Annotated in this window: 20 protein-coding genes; 12 read left to right on the top strand and 8 right to left on the bottom strand. The window is 41.0% G+C overall.

Features of this window, described 5'->3' with window-relative positions; genetic code table 11:
- Nucleotides 1–10 precede the first annotated feature (10 nt).
- Genes PR699_RS07640 through PR699_RS07615 form a run of 6 tightly spaced genes read left to right on the top strand, consistent with a single transcriptional unit; the run spans nucleotide 11 to nucleotide 4,072 of the window.
- Nucleotides 11–760, top strand: coding sequence for a fimbria/pilus periplasmic chaperone (locus tag PR699_RS07640; protein ID WP_014657786.1), 750 nt, complete (start codon nucleotides 11–13; stop codon nucleotides 758–760).
- Between the two features lie 32 nt (nucleotides 761–792).
- Complete coding sequence (locus PR699_RS07635; RefSeq protein ID WP_014657787.1) at nucleotides 793–1,404, top strand: fimbrial protein; 612 nt, start codon at nucleotides 793–795, stop codon at nucleotides 1,402–1,404.
- Nucleotides 1,405–1,415: 11 nt separating this feature from the next.
- Nucleotides 1,416–1,919 (top strand): fimbrial protein, encoded by a 504-nt coding sequence (locus tag PR699_RS07630; RefSeq protein ID WP_014657788.1) that lies wholly within the window; start codon nucleotides 1,416–1,418, stop codon nucleotides 1,917–1,919.
- Nucleotides 1,916–2,452: a fimbrial protein gene (locus PR699_RS07625; RefSeq protein WP_004917896.1), complete on the top strand. Its 537-nt coding sequence runs from the start codon at nucleotides 1,916–1,918 to the stop codon at nucleotides 2,450–2,452. Before PR699_RS07630 ends, PR699_RS07625 begins: the two co-directional genes overlap by 4 nt.
- Nucleotides 2,453–2,461: 9 nt before the next feature.
- Nucleotides 2,462–3,007, top strand: coding sequence for a fimbrial protein (locus PR699_RS07620; protein WP_014657790.1), 546 nt, complete (start codon nucleotides 2,462–2,464; stop codon nucleotides 3,005–3,007).
- 54 nt (nucleotides 3,008–3,061) lie between these two features.
- Complete coding sequence (locus tag PR699_RS07615) at nucleotides 3,062–4,072, top strand: hypothetical protein (RefSeq protein ID WP_014657791.1); 1,011 nt, start codon at nucleotides 3,062–3,064, stop codon at nucleotides 4,070–4,072.
- A 386-nt stretch (nucleotides 4,073–4,458) separates the two neighbouring features.
- On the opposite strand, the gene PR699_RS07610 is transcribed toward PR699_RS07615, so the two are convergent.
- The 4 genes from PR699_RS07610 to moeA all read right to left on the bottom strand — a co-directional run bounded on the left by PR699_RS07610 (nucleotide 4,459) and on the right by moeA (nucleotide 7,520).
- The gene (locus PR699_RS07610; RefSeq protein WP_171830753.1) at nucleotides 4,459–4,806 is read right to left on the bottom strand and encodes a hypothetical protein; all 348 of its coding nucleotides are present in this window, start codon (nucleotides 4,804–4,806) and stop codon (nucleotides 4,459–4,461) included.
- 216 nt (nucleotides 4,807–5,022) lie between these two features.
- Nucleotides 5,023–5,358, bottom strand: a complete 336-nt coding sequence (locus PR699_RS07605; protein ID WP_004917906.1) for a zinc ribbon domain-containing protein YjdM — start codon at nucleotides 5,356–5,358, stop codon at nucleotides 5,023–5,025.
- Nucleotides 5,359–5,520: 162 nt separating this feature from the next.
- Nucleotides 5,521–6,279, bottom strand: a complete 759-nt coding sequence (gene moeB, locus PR699_RS07600) for a molybdopterin-synthase adenylyltransferase MoeB (RefSeq protein ID WP_004917908.1) — start codon at nucleotides 6,277–6,279, stop codon at nucleotides 5,521–5,523.
- A complete protein-coding gene (gene moeA, locus PR699_RS07595) occupies nucleotides 6,279–7,520 on the bottom strand; it encodes a molybdopterin molybdotransferase MoeA (protein ID WP_041705217.1) in 1,242 nt (413 codons plus the stop codon). Before moeA ends, moeB begins: the two co-directional genes overlap by 1 nt.
- Nucleotides 7,521–7,768: 248 nt before the next feature.
- Here moeA and PR699_RS07590 point away from each other — a divergent pair, with 248 nt between their 5' ends.
- From PR699_RS07590 to yeiB, 3 genes are all read left to right on the top strand, one after another.
- Complete coding sequence (locus tag PR699_RS07590; protein ID WP_014657795.1) at nucleotides 7,769–8,938, top strand: YbfB/YjiJ family MFS transporter; 1,170 nt, start codon at nucleotides 7,769–7,771, stop codon at nucleotides 8,936–8,938.
- A 214-nt stretch (nucleotides 8,939–9,152) separates the two neighbouring features.
- Nucleotides 9,153–9,812, top strand: coding sequence for a GTP cyclohydrolase I FolE (folE, locus tag PR699_RS07585; protein ID WP_004917919.1), 660 nt, complete (start codon nucleotides 9,153–9,155; stop codon nucleotides 9,810–9,812).
- Nucleotides 9,813–9,818: 6 nt separating this feature from the next.
- The gene (yeiB, locus tag PR699_RS07580; RefSeq protein ID WP_014657796.1) at nucleotides 9,819–10,976 is read left to right on the top strand and encodes a DUF418 domain-containing protein YeiB; all 1,158 of its coding nucleotides are present in this window, start codon (nucleotides 9,819–9,821) and stop codon (nucleotides 10,974–10,976) included.
- Nucleotides 10,977–11,030: 54 nt separating this feature from the next.
- Here yeiB and sanA read toward each other — a convergent pair whose 3' ends face one another.
- Nucleotides 11,031–11,732 (bottom strand): outer membrane permeability protein SanA, encoded by a 702-nt coding sequence (gene sanA, locus PR699_RS07575; protein WP_004917922.1) that lies wholly within the window; start codon nucleotides 11,730–11,732, stop codon nucleotides 11,031–11,033.
- A 277-nt stretch (nucleotides 11,733–12,009) separates the two neighbouring features.
- On the opposite strand from sanA, the gene PR699_RS07570 reads away from it, so the two are divergent.
- Both PR699_RS07570 and PR699_RS07565 read left to right on the top strand, forming a co-directional pair.
- Entirely contained in the window at nucleotides 12,010–12,852 is an 843-nt protein-coding gene (locus PR699_RS07570) for a MurR/RpiR family transcriptional regulator (protein ID WP_014657798.1), read from the top strand.
- A gap of 6 nt (nucleotides 12,853–12,858) precedes the next feature.
- Nucleotides 12,859–13,641 (top strand): sulfite exporter TauE/SafE family protein, encoded by a 783-nt coding sequence (locus PR699_RS07565; protein ID WP_014657799.1) that lies wholly within the window; start codon nucleotides 12,859–12,861, stop codon nucleotides 13,639–13,641.
- Nucleotides 13,642–13,653: 12 nt separating this feature from the next.
- Here PR699_RS07565 and PR699_RS07560 read toward each other — a convergent pair whose 3' ends face one another.
- Complete coding sequence (locus tag PR699_RS07560; protein WP_004917931.1) at nucleotides 13,654–14,499, bottom strand: rhomboid family intramembrane serine protease; 846 nt, start codon at nucleotides 14,497–14,499, stop codon at nucleotides 13,654–13,656.
- 338 nt (nucleotides 14,500–14,837) lie between these two features.
- Here PR699_RS07560 and PR699_RS07555 point away from each other — a divergent pair, with 338 nt between their 5' ends.
- Entirely contained in the window at nucleotides 14,838–15,188 is a 351-nt protein-coding gene (locus tag PR699_RS07555; RefSeq protein ID WP_004917933.1) for a hypothetical protein, read from the top strand.
- Nucleotides 15,189–15,609: 421 nt separating this feature from the next.
- Here PR699_RS07555 and PR699_RS07550 read toward each other — a convergent pair whose 3' ends face one another.
- Entirely contained in the window at nucleotides 15,610–17,307 is a 1,698-nt protein-coding gene (locus PR699_RS07550; RefSeq protein WP_004917935.1) for an NAD-dependent malic enzyme, read from the bottom strand.
- A 547-nt stretch (nucleotides 17,308–17,854) separates the two neighbouring features.
- A complete protein-coding gene (gene cdd, locus PR699_RS07545; protein ID WP_004917936.1) occupies nucleotides 17,855–18,742 on the bottom strand; it encodes a cytidine deaminase in 888 nt (295 codons plus the stop codon).
- Nucleotides 18,743–18,790 lie beyond the last annotated feature (48 nt).

The raw sequence follows: 18,790 nt of genomic DNA, 5'->3' as shown, positions 1-18,790 counted from the left end.
TAACGATTAAATGAAACTAAACACCAAATTTATTGCAGGGGTTGGGTTAGCCAGTTGCGTGTTATCCAGCACCAATGTATTAGCGGCTATTTCAATGGACCGAACGCGTATCATTTTTGAGGGAATGCAGAAATCGGTATCGTTAAATGTCGCTAATAATAACAAACAACTTCCGTATTTAGCTCAAGGTTGGATAGAAAATGAAAAAGGAGAAAAAATCACCTCTCCATTAATTGTGTTACCGCCTATTCAACGTATTGAGCCTGCGAAATCAAGCCAAGTAAAAATTGAAGCATTACCCGCTATCAATTCATTACCACAAGATAGAGAGTCGTTGTTTTATTTCAACTTACGGGAAATTCCGCCTAAAAGTGATAAACCCAATACATTACAAATTGCACTACAAACACGGGTCAAACTTTTTTATAGGCCAAAAGCCATTATTAGCGGACCAAATACCGTTCCTTGGCAACAAAAATTAACCTTATTAAAAGAGGGGAATAGCGTAACGATAAATAATCCAACGCCTTATTATGTCACCGTTATTGAAGCTGGTGAAAGTAATCAGTCTGCACCAATTAAAGATTTTAAGCCGATTATGCTAGCCCCTTTTAGTGAGCAAAATCTTGGCGTGAATAGTCATCAACTCGGTAATACGCCAGTGCTGACTTATGTTAATGACTATGGTGGTCGCCCTAATCTCACTTTCAGTTGTCAAGGAAGTACGTGCCATGTTGATCCAGATGCAGCAGAGAAATAAGGCTAATGGTGCCTATGAAAGAGGGTAGATAAATGACTTTACATAAGCGATTGGCTATCTTTTGGACGCTGCTAATAGGGGCGCCATTGGGATGGGCAATGAATGAAAATACTCAGCTATATAATTCAGCGAATAATTGGGATGTCGATGGTCAACAAGGCGTGTTGTATGTTCGTGGTTCTTTATCGGAAAGTCCGTGCCGCTTAGCGATGACATCTGAATACCAATCTATTGATATGGGTAATTTTGAAACTGCGCAACTTAATCGTATTGGGGCAAAAGGGCGGGCGGTTCCTTTTCAAATAGAGCTATTAGATTGTATTTCTCATCCAACATCATTACTTGATGAAAAAACAGGACAAACAGCGTGGAGTCACTCTCAGCCAGCGGTAAAAATACGCTTTGTAGCACCATCAACAAATGAAATGCCTAACTTGGCTTTAGTCGAGGGGGCAAAAGGGTTTGGGTTACAGCTAAGTAATGCGTCAGGTACGGTTTTGTCTTTAGGGGAAGAGAGTCACCCTGTGTTATTACCCTCTGGCCAACGTCAACTGACCTACACGATTACACCGATTAGGACGGGATCACTCTTAATCGCTGGAGCATACCATGCGGTGATCTCATTCCAGATGCTCTATGAATAGGAGCAGTGATAATGAAAAAATCGTTTATTCATCGGGTGAGGTGTTTGCGTAGCCTAGTGCTCAGTAGCATTTTATTAGTGAGTACCAATACTAGTGCGGATATTTATACTTTAAGGATTAAAGTCAAAGTATTACAGCAAACCTGTACCGTTAATCAAAACCAAATTATCACTGTTGATTTCCCTGACATGGTTATTAAGGATATTGATGGACAGCGTTATGAAACGTCGATCCCTTACACATTAGCTTGTGATGGCTCTGCGAATAATCCAGCATTGAAACTCAAATTTAGTGGAACGCCAGCCAGTTTTAACACCCAGTATCTTGAAACATCAGAGAGTGATTTGGGGTTAGAAATTCGCGTTGATGGCACGGCAACTGAGCCAGGACGTTGGGTTGATTTCTACTTTAACACATTACCTAAATTAACCGCAGTCCCTGTATTAAAAAATGGGGGTTCGGTGAATGCTGGGGTATTCAATGCATCAGGCACATTAAGTGTGGAGTACCTATGATGAGCAAACAAAACAGGCGTCTAATAAAGCCCATGTTTGCCTTTATGATAGGCGCTTATATGTCGCCTGCATTAGCCAATACCGTGGATGTGAAATTTAAAGGAACATTACTTGAAAATCCCCCTTGTGATGTTTATAGCGATAAAGGAATTAATCAATCAATACAGATTGATTTCCAAGACATAGGTATCAATAAAATTAACGGTATCGACCATCAACGGCCTTTTACCGTAAATATAGATTGTCGAAGTTATACGTCACGACCTTCATCTTTAGCACTGTCTTATAGCGGTGATGCTGCGAATGGTTTTGATGCCAATGCGTTACAAGCCGATGTAACAGGTCTCGGTGTACGTTTATATCGAAATGAAAATGGAAGTGTTGTGGCACCAAATAGCCACTTCACTTTTAATTTGCCTAGTAATGGCTTTACGGCGCTGAATTTCTATGCCGTACCTGTAAAGGATCCACAAGTGAACTTACAGGAAGGCCCTTTTGAAGCGATTGCAACCATTGCATTGCAGTACCCCTAAGGAGGAAAAATGAAGCATATGGGTATTTTTTTAGGGGTAAGTTCGTTGGTGGGGGCGCTTTCTGCAAATTTATATGCTGCCACAAATAGTAGCCAAGTGACATATGGCGGCACATTGGTAGCAGAACCCTGCGAAATTGTGCCTGAATTTGAGAACTTTTCTGTTGAGTTCAATAGTATCTCAACGAAAGAGTTGTACTCAAACAGCAGGATCTTAAGTAAGGAATTTGAGCTTCAATTGAAAGATTGTGACGCTTCAATTGCAAATTCAGTAACGACTATTTTTAATGGCAACGCCACGCCGGATGGGCTTTTAGAGTTTGATGCCAATAGTGAGGCATCGGGAGCCGCAATCGGTATTGAAACGTTAAGTGGTGTGAAACTCCCATTGAATCCGACGAGTGGAGTATCTTATCCATCACAGCCGATAAAAAATGGTGCCATGACGATCCGATTACGTGCTTATCTTCAAGGAAAAGCTGGAGCGATTGCCAATAACAGCATCAAACCCGGTAATTTTTCTGCCACCATGACATACACCCTAAGCTACCAATAAGTGGCTGAAATATGTCTTCAACGGGCCAATAATTCAGTTTAAATCGAGGATCATATGAAAAACATATGGGGTCAACGTTTATTTAAAAATTATCTGTTATTTAGTGTATTGTTATTGTTAGGCACTAAAAGTTTTGCATCAACACCTTGGATAAATTCGCAGTGGATCGGTGTTAACAGTTATGAAGTGAGGATCCCTTCGAGTTCAGGGCGCTGTTATAACCCCCAAAATTTAACGAATGGGAGTTGTTCTAATGTCAATATTTCTTCATACCGTCTTTTCCACTATGCGCCAGTGAATCAGTTTCCATGGATGAGAACAGTCAACCAGTGTACTGTGGAAATTGAAATAATTTTGTTACTAAGAAGCGTTGTTTATGATAGGTATGGCGCTTTTCTCTTAACTCCACCACCGACAGGAACACGCTACATCAATTCATCTGGACGATTAAACCATTCATATTATAGGTATACCGCAAATCGGAGTTGTGAAAGTGTCTTAAATGATCTATCGCTGTTTCAAATGTCAGGTACTAGAGGGGTAGGCCAAGCGGCTCCAATAATTATATCTAGTGTGGCGAATCCGAACGATTTTAGACAAATATGTTGGCGGGTGAATGTATATGGTGCGAATAACACATCATCTTCTTTAGTTGCAGGTAGTGGCATCGATGAAGCGGACTGTACACGTTCTACACCCCAAGTACCGATTGCTTGTACATTTGAGATGTCGACATTACTGGATCATGGAACGGTAGATTCTAATCAGCTCAATGGACATAAGGCAACGGCCACAGGGTATGTAACCTGTACAGGGAATACCAAAGTGACCACACAGTTACTCGGTAACGGCACTACCAGCAATACCATTCTTGCACCAGGCTTATATTCAGAAGCAAAGGTCTGTGCACGCAACACTTGCTCTTCAGGTAATGAACAATACACGATTGATACGGCTATGAATGTAAAAACGCCTTTTAATGTGGAATCGACATTACATAGTTCAGGAAGTATTGCTGCTGGGGAATATCAGGGAACTGTGGTATTAGTAACGAGTATGTTTTAAAGAGTATTATATAGACTTTAAACGGCTCGCTTTCGTTATTGTGAGCCGTTTGCTTTATTGACTGACCAATCCTTTTAAGCACGTTTCTAAAAATTATTTAGCAGATTATGTATTGATAACATCGGGAACAGTGTGGTTTCCCAATGTGTATTGTCGGTCAAAAAATGATTTTTCTAATCATCATTTATTATGTTTCGAGACCGAATCTAAGCCTCATTAAGTTTGTGAACGCTCTGAAACCTAGCTGAGCTGGGCCAACAGACTGTTATCGTTAAATGAGTTCTCAAAGGTGATGACTAATCTAGACATCATTCTTTCTAAGAAATTAATTCGACAACAAGCATATAGAGATGAACGTAGCGCCCTGATCATACAGAGAGGCTACGCTACTCCCAACCGTTCGAATGCTCTTTTGATAAATGCGGTAAAAGTGATAAAAAGACCTCGATTTTTCGCTCGACAGTCATATTCACAAAATCATCCATCGCAATCTCTACGCGTTGTATCGTTCCATCACGGATCGTGAATTTATACATCAAATGCCCAGTCCAGCTTCTGTGAACGAAAACACAGCCATCCTCACTGTATGATAGCCATTTATCTTCCATGCATGAAGGAAGCCAGCCATTCAGTATGTTTCTTTCGGCTGTTTCCGACAGAGGGTAATTCAAATGGTGAACCAATGGCTCATTTTCAAAAAACTTCAGATTTTTAAATTGGCTCTTATCGATCACTTAATTTACCAGACTAATAATATCTTACGGTACAGCCTATACAAACATCCGATTGAGATCAAAGTTAATCATAGTTTCATGGGGGGAATTTTGTCAGCTGACGAGGTGGGGATACTGGAACCTTTTTAGATCAAACTCCTCAATAAAAAATGAGGACTTTATTCGCACTTTGAGACCTAGCTGAGCTAGGTCTTAGTATTTAACTGAACAAGTTAATTAATTCTTTTTCACAAACTCAGATTTCAGCTTCATTTGGCCGAAACCATCAATTTTACAATCAATATTGTGGTCGCCTTCGACTAAGCGAATGCCTTTTACTCGAGTACCAATTTTCAACATTGATGAGCTACCTTTCACTTTTAAATCTTTAATGACAGTGACGGTATCGCCATCCGCTAATAGGTTCCCGTTAGCATCTTTAACGATCAACTCATCGCTTTCTTCTACAGGCTCGGCATCATTCCATTCATGCGCACACTCAGGGCAGATATACATATCGTTATCAGTATAGGTGTATTCAGACTGACATTTCGGGCAAGGAGGGAATTGCATATTAAATACTCTCAGTAACTTATTTAAAAATGTAAAGTGATGACTGCTTATTGATGTCAGCCAACACGAAAGGGGATAGTATAAGGTTAAAGCAAAAATAATTTATTTTTTAGGAATATTCTTAATCGAGCGGTGCGTTTGTCACCGCCCTAATGGAAGAAATTATTGGTGTGCGCACACTTCACAATGGGGGTCTTTGGTCAGTTTGAATTGGCGGAATTCCATCGTCATCGCATCAAAAAACAACACGTTACCAGTATTGACCTTGCCATATTGGGTGAGCAATTTGAGGGTTTCCATTGCTTCGAGTGTACCTATCGTACCAACCAAAGGCGCCATTACGCCGGCTTCTACACAGGTTAGACTATTTTCACCAAACAAGCGGCTCAAGCAGTGGTAACAAGGCTCTCCTTCTTGATAGGTGAAAACAGATAGCTGCCCTTCCATACGGATAGCGGCACCGGAAACAAGTGGTTTCTTATGCTGGAAACATAAGCGATTTAACTGCTCTCTAATAGCCACATTATCAGTGCAATCAAGGATAACATCATGGGTCATTATCCGTTCATTCAGTTGCGCATCGTCCAACTGTGCATTGACCGTTTCAATACAAATATGTGGATTGATTGCGGCTAACTGTGCTTTAGCTGAATCAACTTTAGGTTGACCAATCGTCGCATCACGGTGCAAGGTTTGTCGCTGTAGATTAGACAGTGAAACAGTATCGAAATCGACTAAAGTGAGTTGACCTACACCAGCGGCAGCTAAGTATTGTGTGGCTGCGCAACCTAAACCACCAAGGCCAATGACCAGCACTTTGCTGGCCTTGAGTTTCTCTTGCCCGTCAAAATCAAATCCACGTAAAATGATTTGGCGGTTATAACGCAACATCTCTTGATCGGTAAGCTCTTGCACGGTCATTATTCGCTTTTGAGTAAGTCATTAAACATTTCGACATCAACGGTTTCGCCTACCGCGACATGCCCACGCTCCCTTTCTAAGACGATAAAGCAGTTGGCTAAGCTAAAGGAGCTAAATACATGAGAGCCTTGGTGGCCAGTTGTTGCAACTTGCAGTTGCCCATGTTCATTGACGCTTAGGATCCCGCGTTGAAAATCCAGACGACCGGGGCTTTTTTTCAACGGTGTGGTAACAGGAACTTTAAATTTCATTGGCGCTTTCCATTGGCTATTCCCAGAAAGGCGAGCAATCAACGGCTGCACGAGTTGATAAAAGGTGAGTGCTGCGGAAACTGGGTTACCCGGTAATCCACAAAACCACGCTGAATGGAGTTTACCAAAAGCAAATGGTTTACCGGGTTTGATTGCTAGCTTCCAGAAGCCGATTTCTCCTAGCTCCTCTAAAATTTGTTTGGTGTAATCCGCTTCACCCACGGAGACGCCACCACTACTAATCACTAAATCAGCTTGGTTATCTGCATCAATAAAGGTCTGCTTGAGCTTTTCAGGGGAATCAGGAATAACACCAAGGTCGATAACCTCACAGTTAAGTTTTTCGAGCATTAGGCGAACAGTAAAACGGTTAGTGTCGTAGATCTGCCCCTCTTTGAGTGGTTGACCCACCGCTTGCAACTCATCTCCCGTAGAAAATACCGCAACTTTTAGACGGCGGTGTACATCAACCGTTGAAATACCCAAAGAAGCAATAAGAGGCAATTGAGCCGTGGATAGCAGAGTACCCGCGGGGATCACACTACTACCTTTTGCGATATCTTCCCCAGCACGGCGGATATTGCTGCCTTTTTTAACTGTACCTGTAAACACGACCCCTTGAGCTGTCTCTTCCGTTTCCTCTTGCATGACGACAGTATCGACACCTTGTGGAATAGGGGCGCCAGTCATAATGCGCACACAGCTACCGTGCGGAAGCTTCCCTTGCATTGGTTGACCTGCGAATGATTTTCCTGCTACAGGCATAGGGGTTTTCCCATCCCACTCAGCGAAACGAAAACCATATCCATCCATTGCAGAGTTATCAAATGGGGGAACATTCATTGGCGAGGTGATGTCGGCTGCGGTGATGCGTTGGGCCGATTCTGTGAGCGGAATGCGCTCTGAGTGAGTCACTGTTTGTGTTTGAGTGAGTATTTTATCGAGTGCTTGCTCAAGTGAGATCAACCCAGCGGTATGACACATGTCCATTAGTACCCCTATTATTCTGCTTTGCCATTGAGGCTTAAGATTTTGTCGTGCTGCTTATTATGGCAGAGATATCGCGAGGGGTGAATGAATAGAAATTGATTAAGAATAGCTTTTCGTTGGATTTTACGAGAAGTCTCGCGCGAATAAATGCCTTAGATAGCCCTACGGACATAAATTGTATTTTTGTTAATGTTATGTTAAACAGTAATCTGATTAATTATTGCATTCTAAATGAAACTAAGGAATTTATGGTTTCCGCCAATGAACAGGCGCACCCTAGCCGTAGCGCAGCCGCCTTCCATATTGCTTTTAGTGGATTTCTTTCGCTCGTTGTTGTTATGGGGATAGGGCGCTTTACGCTAACTCCCCAAGTCCCTTTAATGATTGAAGAGCATCAACTTACACTCTCTACAGCCAGTGTGGTCGCTGCTTTTAATTATTTAGGGTATTTGTTGGGCTCCTTTGATGCAATGCGTGCGCGTCAACACGTTGAAAGACGCATGTGGTTGGGAATATGGGGAGCCGTTGCGATAACCTTGATTTCCGCACTTCTTGATGGCCCTATTTTACATAGTATTGCCCGTTTTTTTATTGGCTGGGCGAGTGGCATGGCACTGGTACTCGTGGTTGCTTGGGCTAATGAGAATTTAGCAAAATTAAATCGACCTGCATTAAGTGTGGCGGTATTTGCTGGAACCGGAGCTGGAATATTTCTTAGCGGTCTGTTTGCGGTAGCCATCCAAGATTGGCAATTATCTGCCAGCCAAGGTTGGTTAATCTACGGTGGGTTAGCACTAATTTTTAGTCTATACATTAGCTGCCATATTCCACGTACGGGGCAGTGGCATCGGCCTGTCGGGGAAATAAAAAAACTTCAGCTTACGTCAGAAATCAAGCGACTGGTATGGAGCTATGGATTGGCTGGCTTTGGTTATATTTTGCCAGCGACATTTTTATCACAAATGGCCGCGCAGCGTTTCCCTGATAGTTTATTTGCCCAATTTGTTTGGCCGGTCTTTGGTATATCCGCGGTGGTGGGCATTCTAATCGCCATGCTACTACGTAATTTCTCGACAACCCAAAACCGATTAGCGATCACTTTATGGTTACAAGGGATCGGAATATTAATCTCAGAAGTTATTTCGGGTATTTCAGGGTTGGTGATTGCCGCAATCCTAATTGGTGGGGGGCTTATGTGTGCGGTACAGTTGTCAATGCAACTAGGACGTGAATTGGCCCCGGAACATAACCGTTTTATGGCGGGTTTACTCACGACATGTTATGCAATCGGGCAGCTTATTGGCCCTATGTTGTCTTTTATTTCCACGACATTCACCGGAAAACTAGAACCTGCTTTATACAGTGCGTTTATCGCATTGTGTGTCGCGGGTGGGTTAGTTTATCGCCGTTCTCGATAAAGAATAGCTCTGAAAATATGTTATTAATTATAGTTAAATGATGATATATCCGAGGGGAGCATCAAAGGCTATCCTGATAAAATGAATATTTGTTGATGCAAATATTTCATCTGATCTATGGATGTAATGCTGGATTATCTAAACTTGCTGTTTTAGAGTACAGCGCACACCTGCATTTTCATAAAAAATCGTTATATCGTTTGTGGAGAATCTAATGTCATCTCTGAGTAAAGAAGCCGAATTGGTGCATGCTGCTTTGGAAGCAAGAGGGCTTGAAACCCCGTTGCGTATCCAACCAAAATCAGGCGAAGAGCGTAAGCAACTGATTGAAGGGCATATGACAGAGATCATGAAGTTACTGAATTTGGACTTAACTGACGATAGCTTGGCGGATACACCAAAGCGCATCGCTAAAATGTATGTCGATGAAATTTTTTCAGGTCTAGATTACGCGAACTTCCCAAAAATCACCGTCATTGAAAATAAAATGAAAGTTGATGAGATGGTCACTGTGCGTGATATTACCTTAACAAGTACATGTGAACACCATTTTGTCACTATTGATGGTAAGGCTACAGTTGCTTATATTCCGAAAGATAAAGTGATTGGCCTGTCAAAAATCAACCGTATTGTTCAATTTTTCTCACAACGTCCTCAAGTACAAGAACGCTTAACTCAGCAGATTTTGGTGGCCTTGCAGACATTGCTAGATACTAATAATGTTGCGGTATCAATTGATGCTGTGCATTACTGTGTTAAAGCTCGGGGTATCCGTGATGCGACCAGTGCCACCACCACTACTTCGTTGGGTGGACTGTTTAAATCTAGTCAAAACACACGTCAAGAGTTTTTGCGCGCAGTGCGTCACCTGTAATCTATTATGACTGCCATATTATCGCATCGCTCCCAAGAAGGGCGAATTGATAGGCTTGATGCAACACGTGGCATCGCAATCTTAGGTATTCTATTAATGAATATTTTTGGGTTTGCTTTGCCGCAAATGGCTTATATTAATCCTGTTTATTCTCAATCTATTAGCCAAACTGATATGGCTATTTGGGTGGTTTTTAACCTATTTATTCAGGGTAAGTTTTTAACGATTTTTTCGATTTTATTTGGTGCGACGTTAGCATTATTACGTCGCAAAGGCGACCGATGGAATATGAGTCGTTTAGTCATTTTGGCGGTACTAGGGCTGATTCATGGTATCGGTTTTTGGTCAGGAGATATTTTATTTGCTTATGCAGTAACGGGATGTATTGCATTACTGATATTTAAACAATATGACCCTGGCAACCTATTAAAAATAGCAGGCTTTGTCTATTTTATTGGATTAGTGAATTTATTGTTGTTAGGTAGCACGGTGGGGTCGAGTGATTTTTGGGTCGTTTCTGAAGAGCAAGCGTTGTACGAATCACTGGGAAACACTGCGGGGGGGAGTGTTAGCTTAATCTATCGCACTCAATCGATGTTAACCATGGTGGAAATGCTGTTTATTCAGTATGGGTGGCAGCTGCTGGGGCTAATGATCGCGGGGTATGTCGCGATGCGCAGTGGATGGTTAAGCGGGCAATTCAGTTCCCAGCATTATCGACGTATGGCAATGCTATTAATTATTCCCGCTTTGCTTGTTCAAGCCGTATCTCTTTATATGCAAAGCCTATCAGGATGGAGTTATTTTGCGACAGCCATTGTGGGCTATGTTATCAACGAATTGATGTCCCCATTACAATCTTTTGGTTATATCGCCCTTATTTACGGTTTTTGGGGAACGCTACAGCATAGTGTGTTGGCCAAAATGCTACAGTGCACGGGGCGAATGGCATTAAGTAATTACTTATTGCAAACCTTAATTTGTGTGACGATTTTTTATTATTTAGGCTATTTCAACCATTTTTCACGGTCTGAGTTGTTGCTCTTTATTGTGCCAATTTGGGCGGTAAACCTATTATTTTCTTATTTCTGGCTCTCCTTTTTTCATCAAGGCCCGATGGAGTGGGGGTGGCGAAGGTTAACCGAAAAGTTAGATAGAATATAGAAAAGGCGAGATAAAACAATTCAGGCAGTTACCCTGCCTGATTGCTAGAAATTTTTAAATTTTGTTGATTTCATCGGGAGAAACAGCCGGATAGCCCTTGATCCCTTCTGGCATTTTAATGGGCGCAGGGATAGACTCTTGCTCCCCTAAAAACTTAGGTTCGCGGTTTAAAACATAGAGATCCGCTAAAGCCCCCAACCGAGCAAACACTTCACGTATTCTTACTTTAAACATCGCTTTTGGTGTTGGCACCGCTAAACATTGCGCATCTATCCCTTTGTGCTTAGCGATAAACAACGCGCGTTCGCAATGGAAGCGCTGGGTAATAATCGTAAAATTGTCGGTATCAAATACTTTCCGTGTGCGCACGACAGAATCCAATGTTCTAAACCCTGCGAAGTCGAGAACAATTTTTGAAGCGGGCACGCCTGCTTTGATTAAATCCTTACGCATGGCGATGGGTTCATTATAACTGTGTGCACCATTATCACCGCTAAGCAGTAGATACTTCACCTTTCCACTGTGATAAGCATCTGCTGCCCCCTGAATTCGGTAGCTATAGTATAAATTTTGGACGCCACTTGAATAATATTTAGATGTACCCAATACCATACCAACATCACGTATTGGCAGATCAGCGACATCTTCATAAATATCAGGAGCCGTATCCCACGCTATCCAACGGTCAAGTAAAATAATAGTGACTAACGCTATCCCTAAAATCGCTATCAGACCATAAAGCAGACGTTTCCTCATTGTCCTTGCCTTTAATATTAATAGTCATGGTGATAAGGCTACTTGAGTTAAATAGGGGAAGCAAGTCGGGCAACGTAAAGTCCTGTCAATCGATTTAAGGGAGGGTTCTGTCGATAGTGCAAAAATGCGAATTGGCGGCTAATAAGAAAAATCTAACCTAGTTGATGTAGATCAATTTTCTATCTATCACTTGCGGCAGTAGGTACATGATTGTCGATTTTATTGTCAGTATGATAATAGCTCCCAACTACCCTACAAAGAATAAGAAGGAATGGGTATGTCAACATTGACATCAAAATTGGAAAGCTTATTGAATAGAGGTAAAGGAACTGAACAGCGTCTTGCCCGTTTTTTGCTAGATAGTCGTGATAATTTTGTTGCAATGAATGTGGCGGAGTTGGCTCAAGCTGCGGGAGTGAGCAGCGCATCTGTCATTCGTTTTACTCGCCAAATGGGGTATCGCGGATATTCTGATTTTAAAGTGGACTACTTATCGGATGAAAAACAATATAAAGCTGAAAGCCTCAGCGGTAGCTTGAACCCTTATGATGATACAGAGCAAATTATCGCTAAATCGGGGCAAATGTTTATTACAGCCATTGAAAAATCGCTGGAATTACTTGATCCCAACACCATGGATGAGATTGCGCAAAAAATAGTTGAAGCGAAACGTATTGTTTTATTTGGGGTTGGTACTTCTGCGATTGTGGCTTATGACATCTTCTATAAATTAATCCGTGTAAACAAGTATGCACTATTTAGCCCTGACTTACATGTACAGCTAAGTTATTCGTCTAATGTAGATGCCGATGATCTGGTTATCGCGATCACGGCAAAAGGGAATACGCCAGACATTAACCATATGTTAAAGTTAGCAAATAAAAAAGGGTGTAGCACCATCGTATTAACCCGCTTTGGGCAAGATGAAGCCGTGCGTTTGGCGGATTTAGTCCTTCCCTATTTCTATGATGAACAGCTCTTTCAGACTGGCGTGATCACACCACAAGTTTTGCAAATGGTCGTTTTTGATACGCTGTTTTTTAAATATTTAACACTCACCAATGAAGATGTCGTGCTTGCATTACAGAAGGAACGAGAAGCCATAATACAATTAGGATGAGGCAGAATGATTTTTACTGAGTTAGTTATCGGTGCATTGATTGGTTTGGTTATTAGTACAACGGGGGTCGGGGGCGGAGTTATTGTTTTGCCAATATTGACCTATTTTTTTGGTCTTAATGCGCTGGCTGCTGTGGCGACGGCTAATTTTCTTTCGATGTTGATGAAAGTGTCATCGTCATATATGCATTTTCGTTTAGGGAATATTCCCCTTAAAGGGGCATTAATTGTGCTTGCTATCATGCTACCTAGCACATTTCTATCAAGCCTCCTTGTTACTTGGTTGGGGAGTCTGCCTGAATATACCCAACAAGTTGAGCGGGGGATCAATCTACTTGTTGCTGCCGCTATTATTTTTTCGCTGTACTTATTTATTCACCGTATGTTTTTTGCCACACCGATACAAAAAACGACCCTGAAACAACATCAAATTGGGGGAATGTTTTTTCCTGCTGTGATAGCTGGGGTCGTGCTTGGTGCGACGGGGGTTGGAGGTGGGGTGGTGGTTTTACCCATGCTATTACGTTATATGCAATTAAACATTAAGCAAGCGATTGGAACTTCTATTGTGGTGACTACTGTCTTATCCGGCTCTTCTGCATGCGCTTATGCGCAAGATGGACACACCGATTTAACATTGGCGTTAACCTTATGTGTTGGTGCATTACTGATTATGCCACTCGCAAAATATTTGCTGCTCAAACTATCAGAGCGTACCTTTCAATATCTGACATTGCTGCTGATCTTATGTAGTGCCATTATGATGACACTTAAGGTGGTGATAAACTGACCCTTCTCAAAATTATTGGTTGGCATCAGCAAGCTCTGTATAGACTTCCTGATAAATAAACTCACGCTCCTCTAGTAAGTGCTTATTTGTAGAAAATGAATAGAGGTAGATCATCATCGTAAGCAAACTTGCTGCAATGACCGTAATACAGAGATTAGCAACACGTAACTTATGGGGAACAAGTATATAAGCGATGCTGATTAAGGCGCCGATGATAGCACCACCAATATGTGCTGCATTATCAACGCCGGACTGCAATCCATTAATTAACGTTAATGCAATCATGGCAATCAGATTATAGAGTTGGTATTTTTGTCTACGCTGTATTACGGGATGAGGATTGGGTTTATTGATAACCACTTTAATTAAATATATCACTGAGGCTGCTGCAATTCCCATAATCGCGCCAGAAGCCCCAACACCGATAGTAATGTATACAGTACTATCAGTCCAAAGGTCGCTATTTGATATTTCGTAGTATTGCCAATATGCACTAAATAAGGCCGCGCCGATGCCTGAGATAATATAAATAGCTAATAATTTGAATTTGCCGTAGGCACGTTCACAGCCGATACCTATCACAAACAATGCTAAGCAATTGAAGGCAAGGTGCGTGCCATTAGAATGTAGCATCATACTGATTGGATAGCGCCACCAATCACCCGTTAATGAAAGCTGATAAATATTCGCTCCAAACAAAATAAGATTACTTTCACGAGAATCAAGGGGGGATGCAAAGACGATTTGATAGAAATAGACAGCAATATTCAGTAAGACTAAAGTCAGAGTCAGCGCTATCGCGCCCAAAGAGAAGCGAGCTTTTGATTTTATTGAGAAAGGATTTTGCTGCTCTGCCATATTATTACTCTACAAGACGACCACTATAGTTGAAATATTATAATATAGTAATATATTTTCGTTAATTTTAATATAATTGAATGAGGATTGACGTTATCCAAAGCATAATGTGCTGTTCTCAGTGCTTTTAGTTATGACCAGTGTTAGGAAATAAAATTATTCCATATTAAGAGTATTACCTTTTAAGTATATTCCTAATGTTGAAATAAAAGTGATCATTTCGGCAATTTTAACATAATAGTATTTCACTTAATCCAAATTTTTTATTACCATGCGTGGTTACTTTTTAATGTTTATCAAAAAATAAATAATTATCTTTTTAAGATAGGGAGATATCGATGTCTTACGAAAACAAAAGTGTTCCAAATGAAATCAAACGCTGGAATTGGGGGGCATTTATTTTTAATATCTATTGGGGTATTGGTAATAAATCTTATTTGCCATTACTCACATTAATTCCTTTATTGAATATAGTCTGGATATTTGTTTGTGGTATTAAAGGCAATGAATGGGCTTGGAAAAATGGCGATTATGACTCTGTTGAAACCTTTATGAAGGTACAAGAGACATGGAACAGAGCTGGGTTATTTTGTTTCATTATAAGCATTGTTGTCACATTTATTATGTTCTTCTTCTTGTCTTCAATAATCGCAATATTTGGAGCAGCATCAATGCAAGGGCACTATTAATAGCGAATATGTCAGCAAACGCTGATAATACATCAAGATTATATAATATGTTCGCTTATTTTCAGTCTAATCATGATTGAAAAAGAGAAAGCTGAAAAAGGCCGTTAAGGTGCTATCAGATTAAAACCCCATGTTATTATCCTCATGGGGTTTTGTTTTTGAATAAGTCAGTTTAAGTGACCACAATTAGGCAGTTTTCATTAGCTATTGGCATAAAAGATATGCAGTGGCAGTTGAGTAAGTTCAAAATCGATAGCAGTCTTCATTTTCGGTATGAAATGGCCTTGATAAGAGGATTCATTGAGAGGCTGGTTTTCAATTGATATAGATGAAAAAAGTTTTTTAGACTCTAATTGATTAAAGCCCTAACCAAAAGGTTAGGGCTTTGCCTGTAATATAAGGGTAACGTCCTTAATTACAACTAAAAAGAAGTACGTTTATAAGTACGATACTCTGGTTTCCAGAAGTTACGTTCAATGGCTTCATCCAATGCATTATCAGACGTTACGGTTGCAACACCTTGCACCTGTGCCTCTTTGGCGACTTGTTTTGCAATAATACGTGAAACTTGTTGGATATCAGATAGAAGTGGTAATAGTGGGCCTTCCCCTTCTTTAGCAAGTGGTGAACATTCGGCTAATGCACGGCTTGCTGCCATTAACATTGTTTCAGTGACACGTTTTGCACCTGAAGCAATTACACCTAAACCAATACCAGGGAAGATATAGGAGTTATTGCATTGAGCGATAGGATAGACTTTATCCTTGTAATTTACAGGTGAGAACGGGCTACCTGTTGCCACCAGTGCTTTACCATCGGTCCAGTTAATAATATCTTCTGGGCGAGCCTCAACTCGTGATGTTGGGTTAGATAATGGCATGACAATTGGGCGTTCACAGTGTTTATGCATCTCTTTGATGATCTCTTCTGTGAATAGGCCTGCTTGACCTGAAACCCCAATTAGAATAGTGGGTTTTGCATTACGTACAACATCCAGTAAAGAGATTGAATCACTGTTTACATCCCAATCACTTAGGTTGTTGCTGCTTTGCGTTAGCTTACTTTGGAAATCGAGGAGGTTAGGCAGTTTATCGGTTAATAAACCAAAACGGTCGACCATGTAAATGCGTGAACGCGCTTGTTCATCGCTTAACCCTTCTGATTTCATTTGTGCGATGATTTGCTCTGCAATTCCGCAACCAGCAGAGCCAGCGCCTAAGAAGGCGACACGTTGATCACTGAGTTTACTCCCCGCAGCATGGCTAGCGGCAATCAAACTACCTAAAGTGACAGCAGCAGTGCCTTGAATATCATCGTTAAAGCAGCACAACTCATCACGGTAACGGTTGAGTAATGGCATCGCATTTTTTTGCGCAAAATCTTCAAATTGCAGCAGTACATTAGGCCAACGACGTTTTACCGCTTGAATAAACTCATCGATAAATTGGTCATATTCTTCGCCTGTAATACGTGGATGACGCCATCCCATATACAATGGGTCATTTAAACGTTGTGGATTATTAGTGCCGACATCAATAACAATCGGCAGGGTATAGGCTGGGCTTATACCACCACAAGCGGTGTACAGTGAAAGCTTACCGATTGGGATCCCCATACCGCCGATACCTTGGTCACCCAAACCTAAAATACGTTCGCCATCAGTGACAACGATCACTTTAACATTTTGTTTGGTCGCATTTTGTAGCATATCATCAATATATTCACGGTTTGGATAAGAGATGAATAAGCCACGAGCACGGCGGTAAATATCAGAGAAATGCTCACATGCTTCACCGACTGTTGGCGTATAAATGATGGGCATCACTTCAGTCAAATGAGCATCAATCAGGCGGTAAAACAGGGTTTCGTTGGTATCTTGGATATTTCTTAGGTAGATATGTTTGTCGATATCGGTTTTGAAATCGATTAACTGGCGATAAGCACGCTCAACTTGTTCTTCAATAGTTTCTACCTGTTCAGGTAGGAGACCATATAGGTTAAAGCTAGCACGTTCTTCTTCGCTAAAAGCACTACCTTTATTTAGCAAAGGAAATTCAAGCAGGATAGGGCCTGCATAGGGAATGTACAGAGGGCGTTTTGTTTCGTATTCATGTTCCATGAAAAATCACTCTTTGGACGATTAAAAAACAACAGTCGATGTAGATCCTAAGGTAAACAGAAAATATGTACAGTGATTATTGATACAAAGAGTTAAAATATTTGTTAAATAGCATTATCTATATGATAAATAATATAATCGATTTTTTCACCATGGAAAGAAATTGTACTGGAATGGTTTTTTTAGCCCTTACTTTTTGTCAAATGGAAGGGATGGCCTATCTATCTCGATTGTAGGGAAGCAAAGTGTAGGTTAAGTAAGATGTTTTCAATTAGAGCAATGTGTTAAATATACATAAGAAAAATTATAGAGTTAACCTTTTCTAAGCGATAAATATTATTCTTTATCTTACGAATTTTTTATTTTAATCGCAGCGAGCTTTGTGAGTATTAATATTTTTGATAAGAATGGTTTTATAGAAATATTAAAAGATCGTATAAATCAATTGATAATCTTTAAGTCGAATTGGGCAGTACACTAAAAAGTAGAGAAGGGCTATATAACAAATTGCCGCCATACTCTCTGGCGGCAATCAGCGATAAAACGATTAATTAAGATAAATTAACTCTTTTTGTTGGCAGCCTAGTGCCTGCAATGTATTTTCAGTGATACACCACTGTTTAACGATAGCATCTTGTTTTTCAACAAGTACCGCTTGCTCAATAGCGTGTAGGTCTTTACCTGCCATGTTTACCATAATCAACGCGGCTTGTAGAGGAGGTAAGCTTGGGTTAAATGCTGCGTTTTCAGCATAGCGACCCGTGAATAATGAGCCATCTTTTAGCTGTAGCGCAATGCCTGAGTGAGATTGGCTATAAGGGGCATGAGACTGGTTTGCCGCTTCGATAGCAGCACATAACAAGCGATTACGGCTTGGTGTGCTATAGCCGTGATCAACACTATCCATTAACAGCGTTGTGATTGCTAAATCAGCCGGTCCAAACGAATCGGGTAAATAGTCATGTAATGTTGCAGGCTGGCGCTCAGGTAAACGGATTGCGATTTTACCGCCACCGCGTAATTCATTCATAAACTGGCGGCAGTGGCCACAAGGTGTGTGGTTTACGGTGATGGAAGTGAGCTGTTTTTCACCTTTCATCCATGCATGGGTGACGGCACACTGTTCCGCATGGATGGTTTGTGCGATAGCGACATGGCTAAATTCCATGTTAGCACCGAAATAGAGGTTGCCACTGATGCCTTGAGCAATCGCACCGACATTAAAGTGGGAAATTGGTGTGACGGCGTAAGCGGCTGCGAAGGGCAATAATAAAAATGCCAATTCACTATCACTATAACCACAATCAGCTTTAAGCTGATTAACTTGTTCAGCACTCAGCATCCCTTGAAAGTCTGGCGTATCAATAATGGGTTTGAGTGCGGTTTGCAACTTTTCTGGAAGTTGAGACCAAGCGGACTTAAATCTTGAATGCATGAGATACCTCCCTAATCACTTATTTACATTCTATGTAATAAATCATTA

Source organism: Providencia sp. PROV268, assembly GCF_028477805.1.
In the GTDB taxonomy this organism is placed as follows: domain Bacteria; phylum Pseudomonadota; class Gammaproteobacteria; order Enterobacterales; family Enterobacteriaceae; genus Providencia; species Providencia stuartii.
This window is presented reverse-complemented; position numbering and strand designations above follow the sequence as displayed.